The sequence below is a fragment of the Streptomyces sp. NPDC005799 genome, from assembly GCF_040630525.1.
Taxonomy (GTDB): Bacteria; Actinomycetota; Actinomycetes; order Streptomycetales; family Streptomycetaceae; genus Streptomyces; species Streptomyces griseorubiginosus_B.
On sequence record NZ_JBEXXQ010000010.1, the window covers coordinates 47,420 to 66,408 of the forward strand.

At 71.4% G+C, this 18,989-nt stretch carries 14 protein-coding genes; 6 read left to right on the plus strand and 8 right to left on the minus strand.

What is annotated here, in order from left to right; translation table 11 throughout:
* Positions 1-160: 160 nt before the first annotated feature.
* A complete protein-coding gene (locus ABZ453_RS12120) occupies positions 161-814 on the plus strand; it encodes a peptidoglycan-binding domain-containing protein (protein WP_359014158.1) in 654 nt (217 codons plus the stop codon).
* Positions 815-854: 40 nt separating this feature from the next.
* Here the strand turns inward: ABZ453_RS12120 and ABZ453_RS12125 are convergent, their stop codons facing one another.
* The 8 genes from ABZ453_RS12125 to ABZ453_RS12160 form a co-directional block, all read right to left on the minus strand.
* Positions 855-3,272, minus strand: coding sequence for a SpoIIE family protein phosphatase (locus ABZ453_RS12125; RefSeq protein ID WP_359014160.1), 2,418 nt, complete (start codon positions 3,270-3,272; stop codon positions 855-857).
* 114 nt (positions 3,273-3,386) lie between these two features.
* Positions 3,387-3,953: an antibiotic biosynthesis monooxygenase gene (locus tag ABZ453_RS12130; protein WP_359014162.1), complete on the minus strand. Its 567-nt coding sequence runs from the start codon at positions 3,951-3,953 to the stop codon at positions 3,387-3,389.
* Between the two features lie 56 nt (positions 3,954-4,009).
* Positions 4,010-4,378, minus strand: a complete 369-nt coding sequence (locus ABZ453_RS12135) for a hypothetical protein (RefSeq protein ID WP_133043729.1) — start codon at positions 4,376-4,378, stop codon at positions 4,010-4,012.
* A gap of 317 nt (positions 4,379-4,695) precedes the next feature.
* Positions 4,696-5,619, minus strand: coding sequence for a MurR/RpiR family transcriptional regulator (locus ABZ453_RS12140; RefSeq protein WP_359014164.1), 924 nt, complete (start codon positions 5,617-5,619; stop codon positions 4,696-4,698).
* Between the two features lie 124 nt (positions 5,620-5,743).
* On the minus strand, positions 5,744-7,441 hold the full coding sequence (locus ABZ453_RS12145; RefSeq protein WP_359014166.1) for a phospholipid carrier-dependent glycosyltransferase: 1,698 nt from the start codon (positions 7,439-7,441) through the stop codon (positions 5,744-5,746).
* 91 nt (positions 7,442-7,532) lie between these two features.
* Entirely contained in the window at positions 7,533-9,443 is a 1,911-nt protein-coding gene (locus ABZ453_RS12150) for a phosphatase PAP2 family protein (protein ID WP_359014168.1), read from the minus strand.
* A 191-nt stretch (positions 9,444-9,634) separates the two neighbouring features.
* Complete coding sequence (locus ABZ453_RS12155) at positions 9,635-10,741, minus strand: Gfo/Idh/MocA family oxidoreductase (protein WP_359014170.1); 1,107 nt, start codon at positions 10,739-10,741, stop codon at positions 9,635-9,637.
* A 44-nt stretch (positions 10,742-10,785) separates the two neighbouring features.
* Positions 10,786-11,964, minus strand: a complete 1,179-nt coding sequence (locus ABZ453_RS12160) for an ROK family transcriptional regulator (protein ID WP_359014172.1) — start codon at positions 11,962-11,964, stop codon at positions 10,786-10,788.
* A gap of 233 nt (positions 11,965-12,197) precedes the next feature.
* On the opposite strand from ABZ453_RS12160, the gene ABZ453_RS12165 reads away from it, so the two are divergent.
* From ABZ453_RS12165 to ABZ453_RS12185, 5 genes are all read left to right on the plus strand, one after another.
* Entirely contained in the window at positions 12,198-13,526 is a 1,329-nt protein-coding gene (locus ABZ453_RS12165) for an extracellular solute-binding protein (protein WP_359014174.1), read from the plus strand.
* Between the two features lie 119 nt (positions 13,527-13,645).
* Positions 13,646-14,557, plus strand: coding sequence for a sugar ABC transporter permease (locus tag ABZ453_RS12170; RefSeq protein WP_359014176.1), 912 nt, complete (start codon positions 13,646-13,648; stop codon positions 14,555-14,557).
* On the plus strand, positions 14,554-15,456 hold the full coding sequence (locus ABZ453_RS12175) for a carbohydrate ABC transporter permease (protein ID WP_359014178.1): 903 nt from the start codon (positions 14,554-14,556) through the stop codon (positions 15,454-15,456). Before ABZ453_RS12170 ends, ABZ453_RS12175 begins: the two co-directional genes overlap by 4 nt.
* Positions 15,457-15,459: 3 nt before the next feature.
* A complete protein-coding gene (locus ABZ453_RS12180; RefSeq protein WP_359014180.1) occupies positions 15,460-17,151 on the plus strand; it encodes a hypothetical protein in 1,692 nt (563 codons plus the stop codon).
* 13 nt (positions 17,152-17,164) lie between these two features.
* Positions 17,165-18,988 carry a hypothetical protein gene (locus ABZ453_RS12185; RefSeq protein WP_359014182.1) on the plus strand — a complete coding sequence of 608 codons (1,824 nt, stop codon included), beginning with the start codon at positions 17,165-17,167 and terminating at the stop codon, positions 18,986-18,988.
* Position 18,989 lies beyond the last annotated feature (1 nt).

Sequence of the window (18,989 nt, forward strand, 5' to 3'; positions counted from 1 at the left end):
GCATCCGAGCGGGGCGAATGACACTCAGTGCGCTCCTGGCAGGGAACTCGGTGTCGCCCGAGGGATGGGCGAGGCCTCCGGCTGAACTGCCGGGGACGTGGGCGCGTATCACTCCCCGGGAACGGCGAAGAGTCCCGTCCCGGCACGGAAGGAGAGCAGTGTGCCCACACCTCCGGCATCCGGATCGCCCGACGACCGCCCGCCGCTGGAGCCCATCGTCGTCCTGCGCCCGCGCCGCACCGACGCCCTGGCGGAGCTGTTCAAGGAGATGGAGCAGGGCGCCGCCGGTCTCGAGCCGGTCGCCGTGCCCGACCCGCACTCCTGGGACGAGGGCGAGACCCAGGAACTCCCGCCGGTGCGCGCCCCCGCCCCGGACGGCGGACGCCGGTTCGGCTTCGGGTCCGGACTGCGCCGCGCCGCCGTCACGGTCGCCGTCGCTGCGGCCGCCCTCGTCGGTTTCGGCTGCGCCCTGCTGCTGCCCGGCCGCAGCGGCGAGGCCGCCACCCCCGCACCGTCACCCAGCCCGACGGCCTCGGCCGAGCCGACGCCGACGGCGTCCGGCGCGGCCGACCCCGACGGCGCGGGCACCCTCCGCGAGGGCGACAGCGGCCCCGCCGTCATCGACCTGCAGCAACGCCTGCGCGACATCCCGGACGTCTACCACAACGGTTCCACCGACGGCCGCTACGACGCCACCCTCGAGGCGGCGGTCGCCCGTTTCCAGCTCTGGTACGGCATCCGCGGCGATGAGACCGGCGTCTACGGCAACGACACCCGGCAGGCCCTCGAATCCCGGACCGCCGCCACCGGCTGACACCGTGGGACCAGGAGGAGGACGAGGGCCCGCCGCGGGGCTACTCCGGGTCGACCGGGACCCTGATGTCCACGATGCAGACGTCGTCGCGCCGGTCGCCCTCCAGCATCCCGGCCAACAGGGGTGCCAGGGAGCCGGGTTCGTCGGTGTGGTGGGCGAGCACCGCCTCGGTGAGCCGTGTCAGGCCCTTGTCGATGCCCTCGCCGGGCCGCTCGACCAGGCCGTCGGTGTAGAGGACGACGCGGTCGCCGGGCTCCAGCCGGCACTCCGCCTCCTCGAAGGCGGGCGTTGCGCTCGCGCCCAGCAGCATGCCGCGGGGGCGGTCGAGGTAGCGCGCGACTCCGTCGCGCAGCAGCAGCGGCGGCGGATGGCCGGCCTGGGCCCACACCAGGCGCCGCTCGGCGGCGTTGTAGCGGGCCAGCACCATGGTCGCGGTGCCGTGCGAGTCCCGGGAGTGCAGCAGCAGGGTGTTGAGCCGGGCCAGCGCGCCGGTCAGCGAGGAGCCGGTGATGACCATGCCCTTGGCGGTGAAGCGGAGCAGGGCCATCGAGGCCACCGAGTCGATGCCGTGCCCGGCGACGTCGCCGACCACGAACAGGGCGTCCCCGTTGGGCAGTTCGATGGCGCTGAACCAGTCCCCGCCCACGTGGATGCCCGACTGGGCGGGCAGATAGGCGACGTCGACCCGCAGCCCGGCCAGCGGCACCGGGCGGGTGGGCAGCGGCAGCAGCGCGTGCTGGAGCCGGCCGGCCAGGGTCCGCTCGGCCCGCAGCACGTCGTGCTGGGTGAGGATGGCCCGCTCGCTCTCGATGAGGGCGAGTTCCGTGCTGCGCTGGGCCGTGAGGTCCTGGATGACGCCGTGCACCTCGACGGTCGCGCCGTGGGAGTCCGGCACGGCCTCCGCGACGGCGCGCAGATGGCGTAGCCTGCCCGCCACCCGGATGCGGAAGGGCACGTCGAACGACCGCCCCGCACGCAGGAGTTCGGCGATGGCCTGGGTCAGGGCGGCCGCGTCCTCGGGCAGCGCGAGGTCGGGCAGCCGGGTCAGGCCGATCGGGCCGTCCGCCGGGTCCCGCCCGAACAGGGAGAAGACCTGGGAGGACCAGGTGACCTCCTGGGTGAGCAGGTTCCAGCTGGCCCAGCCCAGGTTGCCCAGCCGCTGCACGTCGGCCAGCCGCTGTTCCTGCCGGTCCGAGGAGCCGTGCCGGACCCAGGTGACGACGAGCCGTTGGTCCAGGCGTGCCGCCCGCACCGAGTAGGTGGACAGCTCCGCGATGCCGTCCACGACCTCCTGGTGCGCGAACTGCTCGCTCTCGTACGGCTCTCCGGTGGTGAGCGCACGCCGGAAGCCCTGCCACACCGGCTCGCCCAACAGCGTCGGGCAGCACTCCCGGAAGCCGCGGCCGACCAGTTCGCGTCCCACGTGGCCGACCACGTCCGGGGAGTGGGCCGTGGCCGCGTCGATGCGGTAGTCCCTGACGTCCCCGGAGGGGGTGCGCAGCGGGGTGAGCAGCATGGTGGCGCCGGGCAGCGCGTCGAACACCGCCCGCACGACGTCCATGGCGTCGTCGGCGGAGACGGGGGGCCGGGTGTCGAGGGCGCGCAGCCGGCCGGCGCACAGCCGGGCCACCGCCCGCAGGTGCTCGCGCGTCTCGTCGGCGAACGGCCCCCCACGGGCGCGCAGCACGCCGATGCACACGTCGCCCGGTGCCGCGGCGGTGGCCGTGCGCGTGACCGTCGGCCCGTGGGCCGGTACGGGCAGCCAGGCGCGGGTGGGCCACCGGCTGGGCGGATCCCCGATGAGCAGGTAGCGCTTGCGGTCCGACTCCAGGTCCTCCAGCCAGCGTGGTTCGCCCGCGCGCAGCGAGTCGAGCGCGGCGACCCCGCTCAGCGGCGGCACGTGCTGCCACTGGGCGGCCAGTTCCTCGTCGACACCGGCGTGCCCGATCAGGTCCAGTCCGCCCGTGGGCATCAGTGCGTAGAGCATCACCGCGTCGGCGCCCACTTCGGGCCCGAGGTGCTCCAGCAGACAGCCGGCGAGCGCCTGCGGGGTGGCCACATGGACGAGTTCCCTGCCGAGGGTGGCCAGGGTGGCGGAGCTCTCCTCGGCCGCGGCCGGCTCCCTGAGGGGCAGGGAGAGGGAGGCGGTGAAGGCGGCGGTGTCGGGTTCCGGGGCAGTGGCGGACGACGGCGCCAGGGAGCCGAGCGTGATCCAGCACTCCTCCAGAAGCGTGTGACGGCCCGCCTCGGCCCCCTTCTGCAACTGCTCCTCGGCGGCGTTCGGAGAGCAGCCGGTCAGCGCCATGACGGCACCTTTCGCGCGCTCCAGGACGGCCGACGTCGCCGCCAGGTCGCGCAGCCGGTCCAGTTCCGCTCGCTGCCTGGCGACGATCTTGGCCAGCGCAACGGTGTCAGCCGCGGTCGGGGACTCCGCCGGCGTGGCGGGCTCGCTCGTCACGCGTCGAGCATCGCACATCGGACACGCTTCGATCGCACCCTTGCCTGCCCGGGCTTCACTCGAAAGAGGACCATGGGTGTGTCGTGGTGGACATCCCGAAGGGGTGTGCTCCGGTCACTCGTCGGGCTGCCGGTACAGCCACTGGCGCACCATGCGGCTCAGCAGCGGCATGACGAGGTACGTCAGCACCGGCAGCAGCACGAGGGGGAAGACGGCCGCCCGCAGCGGCAGCGGCCAGGCCGTGGTACGGGGCGTCACCAGGGCCTGGACGAGCAGGGTGAACGGGTAGGCGCCGAGGAAGGTGGTGAGGACCATCTTCCAGCGGGGCGGGGACCGCACGGTGGTGCCCGGCAGGCTGAACCAGGTCTCCAGGCCGGTGGTCGACTGCCGCTCGCTGCCGACCTCGGTGGCGACGCCCTCGATCCGCTCGTGCCACTCCGCCCGCTCGGCGGACTCCAGCCAGCGGGTCAGCCGGCGCGGATCCGACCAGCGCAGCACCGCGTGGTAGCGGTGGCCGTCCTCGGGCCGCAGCCAGGAGACGCCCTCGTTGCCCGGGAACCGTCTGGCGCAGCGTGTGACGCCCTCGGTCCACTCCTCGAACTCCCGCTCGTGGCCGGGGCGCACCTGCCAGGTCAGGACGGTGGTGACCGGTTCCCCGCTGCGCAGCTCGGTGGTGCTCATGGTCACCACGTGTGCCACGCGCGGCGCGGATCATGCGCCGGGGGCCGGGCCGGTGTTCAGCGCCCGGCCTCGACCAGGGCCTGGGTGACCGCGCGGACGCTGCGCGCGATGTGCTGGAGCTGCAGCACCTCGGCCGCGTACAGCTTGATCGTGTGCTCGATGACCGACTCGGGCAGGCCCAGGCGGGGCAGGTCGGCGCGGGCGGTCTGCAGCGCGGTGCGGGCGACCCGGATCTCGTGCTGGACCTGGATCTGCGCGTGGCGGGCGAGCAGCACGGGGTGGCGGAGCATGGCCGGATAGCCGGCGTAGCGCGCCGGAACCAGCTCCCGCAGCCACTTGGCCGCCGAGCGCTCCCAGTCGTAGGAGCCGGGCTGCTTGACCTGGCACGGCCAGTCCGGGCTGAGGCGCGTGGTCGTCAGTTGCATGGGTGATCGCTTCCGGTGTGCGGCGTCGTGAGGGGTGGTCCGACGGGTGCGTGCGGGCGGCCCCGGCCTAGGGGATGACCGGGGCCACCACGGGCGCTCGCACGGACGAGGCCCGCCCGGAAGCCCGCGCGCCGACGCGGGTAGGAGACGGCGGCTACGGATGTCCGGGTGACGCGTGAGCAGTATTTATATATGCCGTCTGCTTTGCAAGACGTATGAAAACATTCATGCGCGATATGTTGTGAAAGGTCCCTTTGTAATTCGAGACGGTGCGTGGGGAAGGTGTTACCGAAGGTTACGGTGGACCCGCTCCGCCGTCAGTCCCGCAGGAAGAACTGGTGCTGGTCGGAGATCTGTTCGTACTCCTCCAGCCGGGCCTGGGTGCGCTCCGGGTCGGCATCGGTCATGGCCTGCAGCAGCGCGGCGGCGATCAGCCCGGGCGCGGCATAGGAGTCGAAGACCAGCCGGGAGCCGGTGCCGGTGGCGAAGACGACGTCCGCCTCGTCGGCGACCGGACCCAGCGCCAGATCGGTCACCAGGGCGACCTTCAGTCCGGCGCTGCGCGCCACCTGCACGGCCGTGAGGGTCTCCTGGGCGTGCCGGGGCATCGAGAACGCCAGCACCCAGGTGCCGCCCGCCTCCCGGGACTGCAGCAGGGCGTCGTAGGCGACACTGCCGCCCCGCGTCACCAGCCGCACGTCCGGGTGGATCCGCCGGGCGGCATACGCGAAGTACTCGGCCAGTGAGACCGAGATGCGCAGCCCGAGAACGGTCAGCGGAGTGGAGGCCGACAGCTTGCGGCCGACGTCGATCAGCTGGTCCGGGTCGGCGAAGTCGCGCCGCAGGTTCTCCAGGTTCTCGATCTCGGCGTCCACCGCCGACTGCAGTTCGTTGCTGCCGTTCTCCTCGGGCGCTCCGGGCCCGCCCGCCAGATGGCCCAGGGCGACCGACTGGAGCTTCTCGCGCAGCGCCGGATAACCGCTGAAGCCGACCGCCGCCGCGAACCGGGTCACCGACGGCTGGCTCACGCCGACGCGCTCGGCGAGATCGGTGATCGACAGGAACGCCGCCTCGGTGATGTGCTCGATCAGGTACTGGGCGATGCGCCGCTGGCCCGGGGAGAGCCGGGGCCGGTCGAAGAGGGTTCTGAGCTGGGACGCCGGTGCGGCCTCGGCCTCCGGAGCGGTCCTGCCCGAGGTGATCGCGGATGCCTGTGCGCGTGCCTGCTGCGGCGATGGCACCGGTGCGCCTCCTTTGTCTCCCACAGTGCTTCAACATAGCTCACACACCGCCGTGACCAGGGCTTGTACGGGCGCATCCGGCACCCCCGGACGGACCCTCGGATCGCCTTCCGGGACGCCGGTGTCACCGGCGGTAGACCGTGATCGAATGACCGACCTCGTCGACCGGGCGACTGCTGTCGATCAGGGTCCTGAGCTGCCCGCGCGCCTTGTCGACCGCCGTGTCCGACACGACCAGCAGGCCGTGCACCTGACGCGCCGGCACCTTGCGCGGATCGGACGCGTCGATGCCGTAGTACGCCGGCACACCGCTGCCCTTGTACACCAGCCAGACCCGCTCGCCCCGATAGCGCTCGCGCAGCCGGTCCGCGAGCCGGCCGAGGTCCTGCCCCCAGTCCACGTTGGAGTCGTGCAGCCGCAGATAGGTCCTGGACGGACCGCCGAACGCCTCGTTGGAGTACGGCAGGTAGTAGGGGAAGGTCCGCAGGGAACTGACCGCGACGAACACCATCAGCGCCCCCGTCGCGAGCGACGCCCACCGCCACCGCACCAGAAGCACACACCCGGCCGCCACTGCCAGGAACATCGGCATGAAGAGGGCGTAGCGGGTCCCGAAGTCCCGCGAGCCGGTCATCGCGGAGGCCATCAGCACGGCGGCCGGGACCAGCACATAGGGCGCGGCGGGCCGCAGCCGCCGTACCATCACCAGCACGACGGCACCGGCGGCCCACAGCGCGAGCATGCCCAGCGGTGTCTTCACCAGCAGCGCGGCCGGCAGGTAGTACCAGCGGGACCCGGTGTACAGATGCCCGAACAGGAAGCCCTGCCACGGGTACTTCTCCAGCCCGAACTGGATGCGCATCCCGTCCCGGTAGGACTCGGGGACCGGCATGAGCTGCACCAGCAGCCCCTTGAGCCCGTGCACGGCGGGCACCTGCTGCCCGGCCGGCGACCACCGCAGCCGCGGATCGACCACGAGATACGACGCCCATACGACGGCCACGGCGGCCACCGCGACGACGACGGCGGCCCCGAGCGAGCGCACCAGGGCCCGGCGCCGGTCCGCGGACCCCGGCCGCCACACCGCCCACGCGGCCAGCGCCACCAGCACGGGAACCACCGGCAGCACGCTCATCTTGGTCGCCAGGCCCGCCCCGAGGGCCAGCCCCGCCAGGGGGACGTACAGCCGGGGCCGCCGACGGGCCCGCCACAGCAGCCAGGCCGAGGTCAGCACGAATCCCGCGGCCGGCACGTCCAGCGTGGCCAGCGATCCGTGGGCGATCAGGTCGGGGGAGAAGGCGTACAGCGCCAGGGCCGCCAACCCGGCCGCGCCGCCCGCCAGTTCACGGGCGAAGGCGAACACCACGAGCCCGAACAGCAGCGTCAGCACGATCACCGGCAGACGGGCCCAGAACATCAGCCGCCAGGGATCGTTGCCGGAGGCGTACAGCAGATGCTGGGCGAACCGGCTCTGGTCGCCCTTGTAGGACGTGTCCAGGTGCGGGTCGGCGATCGCCACCCCGGCGGCGATGACGAGCTTGCCGAGCGGCGGGTGCTCGGGATTGAGGCGGACGCGGTGCTCGTGGACATAGTCGGCGGCCGCGGCGACGTAGATCGGCTCGTCGATCGTCGGCGTCTGCTGTACGGCCGTGGTGACCATGGCGGCGGCCATCTGGGCGAGCAGCACCACCACCAGGAGCGGCAGCAGCAGGCGCCGCCAGGGTCGGCCGGGCGGCGGGGCGACCGTCACCGGGGGTGGCGGCCGTTCCTCGCCGTCCGGCGCCCGGGGATCGAGGACCGAGTGCTGTTCGTGCGCCATCATCCGCCCCGCGGTGACAGGGACCGCGGGCGGGCGGGAGTGATCCGGGCCCTTCTCATGGCCCTACTCTCGCATCAGCTCCCGCCCTCGGGCGTCACCGCTTCAGGAGTCGTACCGACAGACCTTCCGTCGTGTAGACGGGTACGGCCCGCAGCCGGTCGGAGTTCAGCTCCACGCGGTCGAACTGGCCGCGCAGCGACGGAGCCGCCAGGACGCGCACCGTGCGGCCCGCGGCCGGCGGCCGGTCGGCGTCTAGCTGCAGCGACAGCACGCTGCCCGCGCCGAGCAGCGCCCGGCGCGTCACCTCAAGGGCGGGCTCGTGGCCCGAGCGCAGCGTGAGCGCCAGCGTGGCGGACTCCTGGGAGTAGACGCCGTGCACCTGCACCGGTCGCTGCACCCGCAGCGAGCCGCCGGACACCCGCACGTCTCCGTGGCCCAGCGCGTGGGACGAGGCGGCGACCAGCGTGCCGTCCTTCACCACGGTGCCGCCCGTGTACGTGTTGTGCCCGGTCAGGGTGAGCGTGCCGGTGCCCTGCTTGGTCAGCCCGCCGTCGCCCTCGATGTCGTTGCGCCAGCTGTCGGCCGCGCCGAAGCCGCCCGCGGCCGCGTCCAGCGTCACGGTCACGTCGGAGTCGAAGGCGCCGTAACCGTCGGCGGCGGCGAACAGGTTCAGCCGCCCCCACTGCTCGAAGCCGTCCAGCAGCACGTACCCGGAGGGCAGCGCGGTGGTCCGCAGCACCTCCCGGCGCTGGTCGGCGTCCAGGTAGGGCAGCCGCGTCTCCAGCAGCACCTCCGCGCCCTTGGGCACGGTCAGCGGCACGCTGCGGCCCTGGCGGGTGAGCACGTACGTCAGGCGGGGCTCGACCGCGCAGGCGTTGGCGTCCCGGTCGGCGTAGGCGTCGGAGGCGTCGGAGTGCGCGTAGGCGAAGAGGGTGTCGGCATTCGTACCGGTCTTCTGGGTGAAGTAGGCCAGGGCCTGGGCACGGGCGGCCGCCTTCAGGCTCGCGTTCGCCGGGTCGGCCAGGGTGGCGGCAGCGAGCGCGGTGGCCATGATGCGGCCCCCGATCACGTCGACCGTGGAGTGCATGCCCGCCACGATCCGGGTGTGGCTGAGTTCGAGGGCCCGCGTCACCAGTTCCTGGAAGCGCTCCGGCACGGCGTACGCGTAGGCGAGGCCGGCCAGGTGGAAGGCGTTGGTGTGGCCGCTGGGGAAGCCGCCGTCGTCCGTGGGGGAGGTGTTGCGCTGGCGCAGCAGCTGGGGCGCGACGACCACCTCGGAGTCGTAGACCGGGTAGCCGAGCGCGTCCGTCTTCCCGGTGTCGACGACCTGGCTGTTCTCGTTCATGCGCCAGGGCCGCGGGTACTGGTAGGCGTACTTGGACGGATTGCCCGACGCCCAGGTGCCGCGGACGGTGTCGACCAGCTCGGCCACCTTGCCGAGATCGGAGTCGTGCGAACCGGCGCCCTGCGCCGAGCCCGCCGGGGCGTCGGCCGGAACGGCGTCGCTGACGGTGGTGGGGGGAGTGCCGTCGGGGGCGCTGGTGATCGAGGTGACCGCCTTGGCGCCGGCCTTGTACACGTCGGCCAGCGGACCCAGGCCCGCGATCATCGCGTAGCTCTGGTGCTGGCGGTCGTAGATGAACGCCTCCTTGGCCTGCTCCTCCGTGCGCGCATGCGTGATGCGGACGCTGTAGCGGACGTTGGCGCGCAGCAGTTCGGGCTGCAGTGGCGTGCCGGTGTTCCAGGCGCCGCCCGTCTTCCACACCTGAGCGAAGCCGCCGAGGATCCGGACGACCGCGTTCGTCTCCGGCGTGAGGTTCGTCGGGAGGTTGGTCCTGTAGTCGTCGACGAACGCGGCGGGGCCGGTCGCGGCCTTGGCGTCCGCGGCGGCCAGCCAGGAGGCGAAGGTGGGCGCGGCCAGCACACCCGCCGAGGCGCCCAGGGAGGTCTTCAGGAAGCCCCGTCTGCCGACGGAGGGGGAGCGGTGCCCGGCAGATGACGGCATGCGTGTGCCTCTCTTCAGTTCTGCGGCCGTGCGGCCGAAGGGGGTGACATGGCGTGCGCTCGTGAGGGACTCGTGGACGGTGCGTGAGCCGCCCGGGTCGACCGACGCGTCTGTGCGAAGATCTACGGCCGGTTCGTGTCCCGGCGGAGGGGGTTGGGCGGCCGGGACCTGTCGTGCGGGTGAACGCGGTGTCAGTCGGGGCGCCGGCCGGACATGCTGTCGTAGAACGGCGTGCCGGGAGCGACGTCCGAGGGCGTGACGGGACGGCCGACGGCGCCGGAGGCGTAGAGGGCGGCCACCAGGGAGAGGGTGCGCCGGGACTCGGCCAGCGGCACGGGCGGCGGGGTGCCCTCCCGCAGACTGGTGAGCACCTTGGCGAACTGCGCCCAGTGACCGCTGCGGGAGTTCTGGGCGCCGGCCCCGTCCCCGGCGCCGGCCATGGCGGCCTTCCACTCGGTGAGGACGTGGTCGTGTCCCGGTGCCGGGGTCACCCGCCAGTCCTCGTCCCGGTAGCCGTACAGGTGGGTGACCTCGACGGTGGCGTACTCGAAGTCGTAGCGCAGATAGGACTCCTGGCGCGGCGAGAGGGAGCTGTTGACCACCGAGGCGACGGCGCCGTTCGCGAACGTCACGTGCGCCATCGAGACGTCCTCGGTCTCGGTACGGCGGGCCTGCGTCCTGGTGAGGGCCTGTATCTCGGTCCAGTCGCCGAGCAGGTCCAGCATCATGTCCATCTGGTGGATGCCGAGCCCCATGGTGGGCCCGCCGCCCTCGGTGTCCCAGCGGCCGCGCCAGGGCACGTCGAAGTACGACTGGTCGCGGAACCACGTGGTGTGGCAGACCGCCAGCAGGGGGCGGCCCAGCGCACCCGAGGCGGCCAGGGACTTGAGCGCGGCCTGGCCGCGGCCGAAACGGTGCTGGAACACGGTCGCGAACCACGGCGGTCCGCTCGCGGCACCGGCGATCTCGTCGAACTCCCGCAGGGACAGCGCGGGGGGCTTCTCCACCAGCACACTGGCACCGGCGCGCAGACAGGCGAGGGCCTGGTCGCGGTGGAGGCCGGGGGGTGTGCACAGGTACACCAGGTCGGGGCGGGACCGTTCCAGCAGCACGTCGAGGTCGTCGTAGCCGGCCGGGTTCCCGTGCTTGGCCTGGAAGGCCTCCAGCCGGGGCCGGTCGGTGTCCGCCGCGGCCACGATCCTCGAGGGGACCGGGCCCGGGGCGGTGAGGGCGGCCGCATGGTCCATGGCGACGTCGCCGGTGCCCACGACCGCTATCCGTATCTCTTCGTCCTTCACGCGTGCTCCGTCTTGATCGGGCTTGTGGGGGGCTGGAGGGCGGCTCATGCGAGGTAGGTCGCGGAGCGGGCGTGCTCGATCGTCAGCGCGCTCACGCCGGTGATCGCCGCGTCGAAGCCCAGGTCGCTCACCGCGATGCGCGGCACCCAGGGGATCCGGCCGACGAGGCGCCGGGTCAGCTGCTCCGCCGACTCCTCGCTGTACTGGGCGAAGGCGCCGGCGAGCACGATGACCTGGGGCGAGAGCACGACGGAGGTGGCGACGAGGGCGAGGGCGATGGAGTCGAAGAACTCGTCGCGGGCCTGCTCGGCCTCGCTGTCGCCGGCCCGGCAGCAGGCCATCATCGCGCGGAACGCGGGACCGATGCGCTTGCCGTGCAGACCCTCCCGCGCGGCGAACGGAAGCACCTGTGCCGCCAGGGTGGAGTCGACGTCGCCCTGTTCCGTGAAGTAGCGGGAGAAGGAGGCGCTGGAGGTCAGCAGGAAACCGATCTCGCCCGCCGCCGAGCGGTGCCCGCGATGCAGGCGCGCCTCGTTGATGATGCCCGCGCCGAGTCTGGCGCCGAGCACCAGCGCGACGGCGCTGTGCGCGTTCGCGAGGGCGCCGCTGTGCCACTCGCCGTAGGCCGTCGCGTTGGCGTCGTTCTCGACGAGGATCGGCAGTCCGCTGCGGGCCGAGACGATGTCGGCGAGCGGCACCTCCTGCCAGTCGAGCTCGACCGCCTTGGTCACCACGCCTTCGTGCACGATGCCGGGAACGGTGATGCCGACCGCCACGATCGGCGCCGTCACCCCCGTCTCGGGCGAGGCCAGCCGGTCGACGAGCGCGAGCAGTCCGTCGATGCGCGCGGCGCCCGCGTCCTGGCCCTCCAGGGCGAAGGTGTGGCTCTCCTCGTAGAGGGTGCTTCCGCCCAGGTCGACGAGGCGACCGCGGGCCGTGTACTCGGTGACGTCGACGGCCATGATGGCCCGGGCCGACGACGCGAAGCGCAGCAGGGTCGAGGGCCGGCCGACCGACTGGCGCACCTGGCCCGCGGCCTCGACCGCGCCCTCCTCCATGAGGGCGGAGCACAGCCGCTCGATGGTGGCCGAGCCGAGGCCGGTGCGCTGCTGGATGTCACGCCGGGACAGTGGGCCGTGCTCCCGCAGGACGTCTAGTATCGCGGTCCGGTTGATCTGGGTGACGTGCCGAGTTGTCGCCGTACGTGGCGCCGGTCGCTTCACAACCCTCCCCCATAATCCATCGGACTGAGGATAAGTCCCGTCCGTATACGTCTTCCCTGGCTGTCCGGAGGTTACCAGTCTTCGGCCCGTTGCCAAGGGTGGCTGAGGATTTCGGATCCGCAACGGGGCGCGATAACCCTTGTGGGTATTCAATCGCAGTGATAGGAAACGGGGACCTGCAACAACCAGCGGCCGGCGCCGGGCTCCGTCCGCTACGACGAAAAGGGATCGAAATGACCCGTGTGGGTGTGCGGCGCTCCCGCCGACTCGGCCGTGGCGGCATACGCCGCCTGGTTCCCCTCGCTGCCGTGGCCACGGCAGGTGCCCTGCTGCTCTCCGCCTGCGGGTCGGGTTCCGGCTCGGGCGGCAACTCCAAGTCGCTGACGTTCTGGATCTCCACGGTTCCGGGCCAGGACGCGGGCTGGAAGAAGCTGGTCTCCCAGTACAAGAAGGAAGCCGGCGTCACCGTCAAGCTCGTCAACATCCCCTACGACGGCTACACGACGAAGCTGCACAACGCCGCGCAGGCGAACTCCCTGCCCGATGTGGCGGCCGTGCCGGCGCTGGACCCGATCTGGTCGAACAAGCTGATCGACCTCAAGTCCATCGCCGACAACAAGAGCTACAACATCAACGCCAACTTCCTCGCCAAGGACTCCTCCGGCAAGGTGCTGTCCATCCCCTCGGACGTCACCGCCTCCGGCCTGTTCATCAACGAGTCGCTGTTCAAGAAGGCGAACGTCTCCTTCCCGAGCTCGCCCGACAAGACGTGGACGTGGACCGACTTCATCGCGGCGGCCAACAAGGTCCGCGAGAAGACCGGCGCCAAGTACTCCCTGGCGTTCGACCAGTCGCCCTCCCGGCTGCGCGCCATGGTGTACGAGATGGGCGGCAAGTACGTCCACGCGGACTCCTCCGGCACGTTCTCGGTGGACGACGCGACGAAGAAGGCCGTGAAGACCTTCGTCGGCTGGAACGACGACAAGACCATGCCGAAGTCGGTGTGGACCAGCGGCGCCGACCCGTCCGCCATGTTCCAGAGCGGTGACGTGGTCGCCTACTGGTCCGGCGTCTGGCAGGTCGCGTCCTTCGCGGAGAGCATCAAGAAGTTCGACTGGGCGAGCGTCCCGACTCCCGCCCAGCCGGTGCAGGCCAGTGACGTCAACAGCGGCGGCATGATGGTCGGCTTCAACAACAACGGCGCCGCGGCCACCGCCGCGAAGAAGTTCATGAACTGGATCTACGACCCGAAGCAGTACACCGAACTGGTGCAGTCCTCCGGGTTCCTCCCGGTCGAGAGCGGTCTGAACCCGAAGTACCCCTTCACCTCCCCGGCGGCGCAGGCGGCGTTCAAGCTCTACAACCAGGAGATCCCGCTCTACGCCCCGATCTCGGGCTACTTCAACAGCGCGCAGACCGAGTGGGCGCTGAAGGGCAAGAGCATCACCGAGGACCCGACCAAGACGGAGCTCGGCAAGGCGATCAACGGCCAGCAGTCGTCCGACAAGGCCCTGGAGAACATCGTGGCCGGCTACAACCAGCAGGTCGGCGGCGCATCGTAGGACAGTGGGTCGGGCGGCGGACCGAGACTCCGCCGCCCGGCCCCACGCGTGCCCACGTGATGTCGGGCTCATCGGCGTGAGCCCACAGGAATCCATTCCACCAGCACGGAGTCAGGAAGATGACCAAAAGCGCCTCGGACGTGTCCGTGAGTCCGCCCAGGAGACGCAGCAAGTACACCCTTGCGCCGCTCGTCCTCATCGCGGCCAATGTCGTGCTCTTCGGGCTGTTCTTCGTGTGGCCGGCGGTGATCGGGCTCGTCTACTCCTTCACGAACTACACCGGTGTGGGGGCGTTCCAGTACATCGGCCTGGACAACTACCACCACCTGTTCGGGGACTCCACCTTCTACGACGCCCTGATCCGGACGGTGTTGTACGCCGTCCTCTTCGTCCCGCTGAACTTCGCGCTCTCCCTGCTCGCCGCCAACCTGGTGGTGAACAAGCACGCCAAGGGCGCGTCGGTCGCCCGCGTCATCTTCTTCATCCCGTGGCTGCTGTCGCCCATCGTCGTGGGTGTCCTGTGGCGGTGGCTGTTCGGTGAGAACTTCGGCCTGGTCAACTACGTCATCGAGAAGCTCGGCGGAAGCGCCGTTCCATGGCAGTCGAACGCGGACCTGTCGCTGCTGGTGGTGGTGATGGCGGCATCCTGGATGTGGACGGGTTTCACGATGCTGCTGTTCATCGCGGCGATCAAGAACGTGCCGGTGTCGTACTACGAGGCGGCCTCGCTCGACGGCGCCGGGCCGTGGCGCCAGTTCATCAGCATCACGCTGCCGAGCATCGCGCCCACCTCGTTCATCGTCATCCTGCTCAACACGATCAACGCGATGAAGGAGTACCCGGTGTTCGTCGCCCTCAACAACGGCGGACCCGGAACCTCGAACAACCTGCTCGTCCAGTACATCTACGAGACCGGCTTCAAACGGGGCCAGATCGGCTACGCGAGCGCCGCGTCGTTCGTGCTCATGCTCATCCTGATGGCCGTCGCGATCATCCAGCTGATCGTCAACCGGCGGGTGGAGAACCGATGACAACCACAGACATCCCACGCCCGGTCGAGAAGGGCTCCGGACCGGCCGTCTCCAAGAAGCGGTCCGGCGGCACCGCCACCGGTGGGCTGCGGCAGGCGGTGTCCGCGACGACACTGCTGTGGATCCTCGCCTGCCTCTACGGGCTGCCGGTGCTGTGGTTCATCCTCAGCTCCCTCAAGCCGGCCAGCGACCTGTTCTCCTATCCGCTGACGCTGGTCCCGCACCACCCCACCCTGTCGGGCTACCTGACGGCGTGGCGCAGCGCCAACTTCTCCCAGTACTTCATCAACACGACCCTCGTGTGCGTGATCACGACGATCCTCACCGTGGGAGTCAGCTGCTGCACCGGATACGCGCTGGCCAAGTACGACAACAGGTGGCTCAAGGCTTTCTTCATCTGCATCCTGGCCACCACGATGCTGCCCGGCGAGGTCATGCTCGCCCCCGAGTTCCTGGTGGTCCGCAACCTCGGCCTCTACAACTCCTTCGCCGGCATCATCCTCCCGGCCGTGCTCACCGCGACCGGATGCTTCATGTTCCGCCAGTTCTTCCTGACGGTTCCCGACGAACTCGTGGAAGCCGCGCGCATCGACGGCGCCCGCGAACTGTCGATCTTCCTGCGGATCATGGTGCCGCTCTCCCGGCCCATCATGCTGACCCTCGCCATCCTGTCCTTCCAGTGGCGGTGGAACGACTACATCTGGCCCCTGCTGATGCTCAACGACCCCAACAAGTTCACCGTGCAGATCGGCATCCAGAGCATCGTCGGCGCACAGAACATCAACTGGTCGGTCCTGCTCGGCGCGTCGGTCATCTCCATGATCCCGCTGATCGTGATCTTCCTGGTCTTCCAGCGCTACGTCATGAGCGCCGACATCAACGCCGGACTGAAGGACTGACCCTTGCCCATCCCGCTCGACCACGAGTTCGTCCGCGCAGCGGCGCTCGCCGCCGACGGGTCGGCCGACCCGTCGGCGGAATTCATCGGGCCGCACCGCGCCCTGGCCCGGCGCGTGAAGACCCTGGTCGCGGCGTACCGCTCGCCGGAGTCGGCCCAGCACGGCAGCGAGCGGGCCGTCGCCGCCGCGCTGACCCACCTCCGTGCCCTGCGGTCCCTGCAGACGGCCTCCGGCCTCTTCGCGGGCGGCGACAACGTGCAGTCGCCGCCGGACTCCGCGTTCACCGTCAACGACGTGTGCGACGCGCACGTCCTCGCCGCGGGCGCGGGGCCGGAACTGGCTGACGTCACGGCGGCGCTCGCCGACATCGCGGGCGCCGCCACCGGTCCTCTCCTGACCGGCGGGGTGCACACCCCCAACCACCGCTGGGAGCTGTCCGCGGCGCTGGCCCGGCTGCACCGCTCGTTCCCGGAAGACCGGCTGCTCGCCCGTGTCGAGGAGTGGCTCGCCGAGGGCGTCGACATCGACGCGGAGGGCCTTTACTCGGAACGCAGTGCCGTCTACGCGTCCATCGTCACCAACCCGGCGCTGCTGTTGCTGGCCGAGGTGCTCGGGCGTAACGACCTGGCGGACGCCGTCGAACGCAACCTCGCTGCGACCCTGGACCTGATCAGGCCGGACGGCACGGTGGAGACCGTCCACTCGCGCCGCCAGGACCAGAGGATGTCGTTCGCGCTGTGGCCCTACCTGCCGCACTACCGGCTGCTCGCGATCCGCACCGGCCGGGGCGACTTCGCCCGCGCGGCCCGCCTGGCGGCCGCCGACGGCATCCACGACCCCGACCTGCTCGCCCAGACGCTCCTCACGCCGGATCTGTGCCGCCCCCTGCCGGCTTCGGACGCGGAGAAGCTCCCGCGCGACCGGTACCTCCCCACCGCACGCCTCGCCGCACACGCCTCGGCCACCGCGCACACCGTGGTGTACGGCGGCTCCGACGTGCCCGAGCACCGGCGCATCCGCTCGGGCCTGGCCTGCAACCCCACCTTCCTGCGCTTGTTCGCCGGTGCCGCGGTCCTCGACGCGGTGCGCCTCTCACGAGGGTTCTTCGACCTGGGCCCGTTCCGCGCCGCCGACATGGAACGGCTCGCCGACCACCGGTACCGGCTCACCCAGACCCTCACCAGCGCCTACTACCAGCCGCTCCCGAAGGACCGCAGGCGCGACGACGGCGCCTACCGCCTGGTGGACGAGGGCCGCTTCTCCGCGGCGATGGCCTTCCCCCACCGCCCTCAGGACGAGGTCTCCCACACCACCCGGGTCGAGGTCGACCTGCGGGACGACGGGGCCGACCTGAGGATCGACATCAGCGGCCCACCGGTGCCCTGGGCCCTCGAACTGACCTTCCGGCCGGGCGGCGAGCCGCAGGGCGCCGTACCGCTCGGCGACGGACGCTGGTGCCTGACGAACGGGCCGTTGACCTACCGCGTCGGCGACGACGAGATCCGGGTCGAGGCCTTCGTCGAGGCGGGCGAGCCGCTGGCCGGACCGGACCGGGGCGACGTACTGCGGTACGACCCGGGGGAGGACTACACCGTGGTCGGCGGCACCGACGCGACGACCGGGAACCGCGTCTACCTCGGTGGGCACGGACCGCAGACACTGACCCTCACACTGCGCGCCACATCTCAGGCATGAAGGGCTGATCTCCGTGCACCTCCCACGCCAGCGCGGTCCGCTCCACGACCTGCCCGACACCCCCGAGGCGTACGACGCCGTCCTCGCCGGCGTCGTGGAGCAGGCCCTCGCCCGGATCACCCCGGAGGGCAACCTCGAGCACCCGGACGCCGACGACGACATCGGCGACACCTCGCTCGGTGTCACCTCCCTGCTGGCCCTCGCCTGGCAGCGCTCCAAGGATCCGCGCCTGCCCGAGGCGGTGCACCGCAGCCTCGCCTTCCATCTGCGCGAGCGGGTCTACCGCGAGGACAACCCCGGCTACCCGAACCTCAGGGTCCGCGACTCCGGTCTGCCCTACGCCCGTTACGTCCTCGAGGCCGGCGCGCACCCCATCGGCGACTGGCCGAGCACGGTGTGGGCGCTGCTGCAGGCGGTCAACCTCCTCGACCTGGCCGAGGGACTCGTCGAGGAGGAGCAGCGGACCGAGCTGCTGGAGGTGGCGCGGGGCTACTGGCGCTGGCTCACCGAGGCGACCTTCTTCAACCCGCAGGAGGCCGGCAACCAGGCCATCGGGTGCGTGGTCGGCGGACTGATGCTCGCCCGCCATCTGCCGGACGCCCCGGCGGACGCGATGCGCGAGCGCGCCCTGCGGCTGTACCTCGACGAGATCCGCGCCCACCGGGTCCCGGACCGGGGCGCGCTGCTGCCGCCCGAGCACCGCGGCGCCTACGACAACAACTACGGTCCGATCTCCCTGTCCTTCCTCGCCCAGGCCCACCGCATCAGCGGCGAGCCGGTCTTCGCCGAGGACGGCGACGCGCTCGCCCGCTACATCGACGCCCGTCTGACGGGCGGCGGCTTCGACAACGGCGGACCGCGCTACAGCGAACAGCACTCCGCCTTCGAGTCGGTGCTCGGACTGCGCTACTTCAGCGCCCGCGTCGGCTCCGACCTCGGCCGTTACCGCGGCGACAGCCGCTGGGCGCGGTACGCCGCCCAACCGGACGGCGGCGTCGACGGCCACTTCGCCTGGATGCTCGTCTGGCAGATCCAGGACACCACCGGCTGGCACCGCGCACCGTCCACGGCACCCGCCCGCCATCAACTGCGCGCCGGCACGGTCTCGGTGGCCTTCGACGACCGGATGACCCCGTCCGTCATCGAGGCAGGCGGCACCTACTACCTGCCCGCCGCCGTCAACCGCCAGCACGGCTTCGGCCCGGTGCTCGACGGCTCCGTCTTCTGCCGTCCCATGGGCGAGGTCCGCGTCCGGGACGTGCGCACCGGCACGCTGACGGCGAAACTCGTCGGCAAACCGGTCGTCGGCCGCGACCACGTGCTGCGGCACGTGCGCTCCCTGTACGTCACCGACGGCACGCGGCTGTGGACGACGGTCGCCCTCGAACGCCTTCCCGGGGAGGCGTACCTGCTCGCCGGACTGCCCTACGCCGCCGACGACGGCGACCGGGTCCGCCGGACGGCGACGGGCGCGGTGGCGTCGGCCGGGACGCTGCGACTGACCCACCCGCGGACAAAGGGGCCGGAACACTTCGACGCCCGCGCCGAACTCACCCAGGAACAGGCGGCGTTCGCCCTCGCCGCCGACCCCCGCGGCTACGGCAACCCCGACGAGGGCTGGCGCCACCTCGTCAGCTCCACCGCCTTCGAAGCGGGTCCGGTGCCGGACGCGCCGGAGGACCTGCACGTGTTCGCCGTACGGTACGGCTCCGCGGAGCCGCTGACGGTGGCGGTCGAACGCACCGGGGAAGGGCTGACCGTACGGACGGACGCCTTCACCGCCGTGCTCGGGGCCGACGACGACCGGGGGGAGCCGACACTGACACTGCGGCCCTGAG

Excerpts from the sequence above, each read along its gene's own strand:
- ABZ453_RS12130 (WP_359014162.1), bottom strand. The coding sequence starts at position 3,953 with ATGAGCACCACCGAGCTGCGCAGCGGGGAACCGGTCACCACCGTCCTG.
- ABZ453_RS12150 (WP_359014168.1), bottom strand. The coding sequence starts at position 9,443 with ATGCCGTCATCTGCCGGGCACCGCTCCCCCTCCGTCGGCAGACGGGGC.
- ABZ453_RS12135 (WP_133043729.1), bottom strand. The coding sequence starts at position 4,378 with ATGCAACTGACGACCACGCGCCTCAGCCCGGACTGGCCGTGCCAGGTC.
- ABZ453_RS12170 (WP_359014176.1), top strand. The coding sequence starts at position 13,646 with ATGACCAAAAGCGCCTCGGACGTGTCCGTGAGTCCGCCCAGGAGACGC.
- ABZ453_RS12175 (WP_359014178.1), top strand. The coding sequence starts at position 14,554 with ATGACAACCACAGACATCCCACGCCCGGTCGAGAAGGGCTCCGGACCG.
- ABZ453_RS12165 (WP_359014174.1), top strand. The coding sequence starts at position 12,198 with ATGACCCGTGTGGGTGTGCGGCGCTCCCGCCGACTCGGCCGTGGCGGC.
- ABZ453_RS12145 (WP_359014166.1), bottom strand. The coding sequence starts at position 7,441 with ATGATGGCGCACGAACAGCACTCGGTCCTCGATCCCCGGGCGCCGGAC.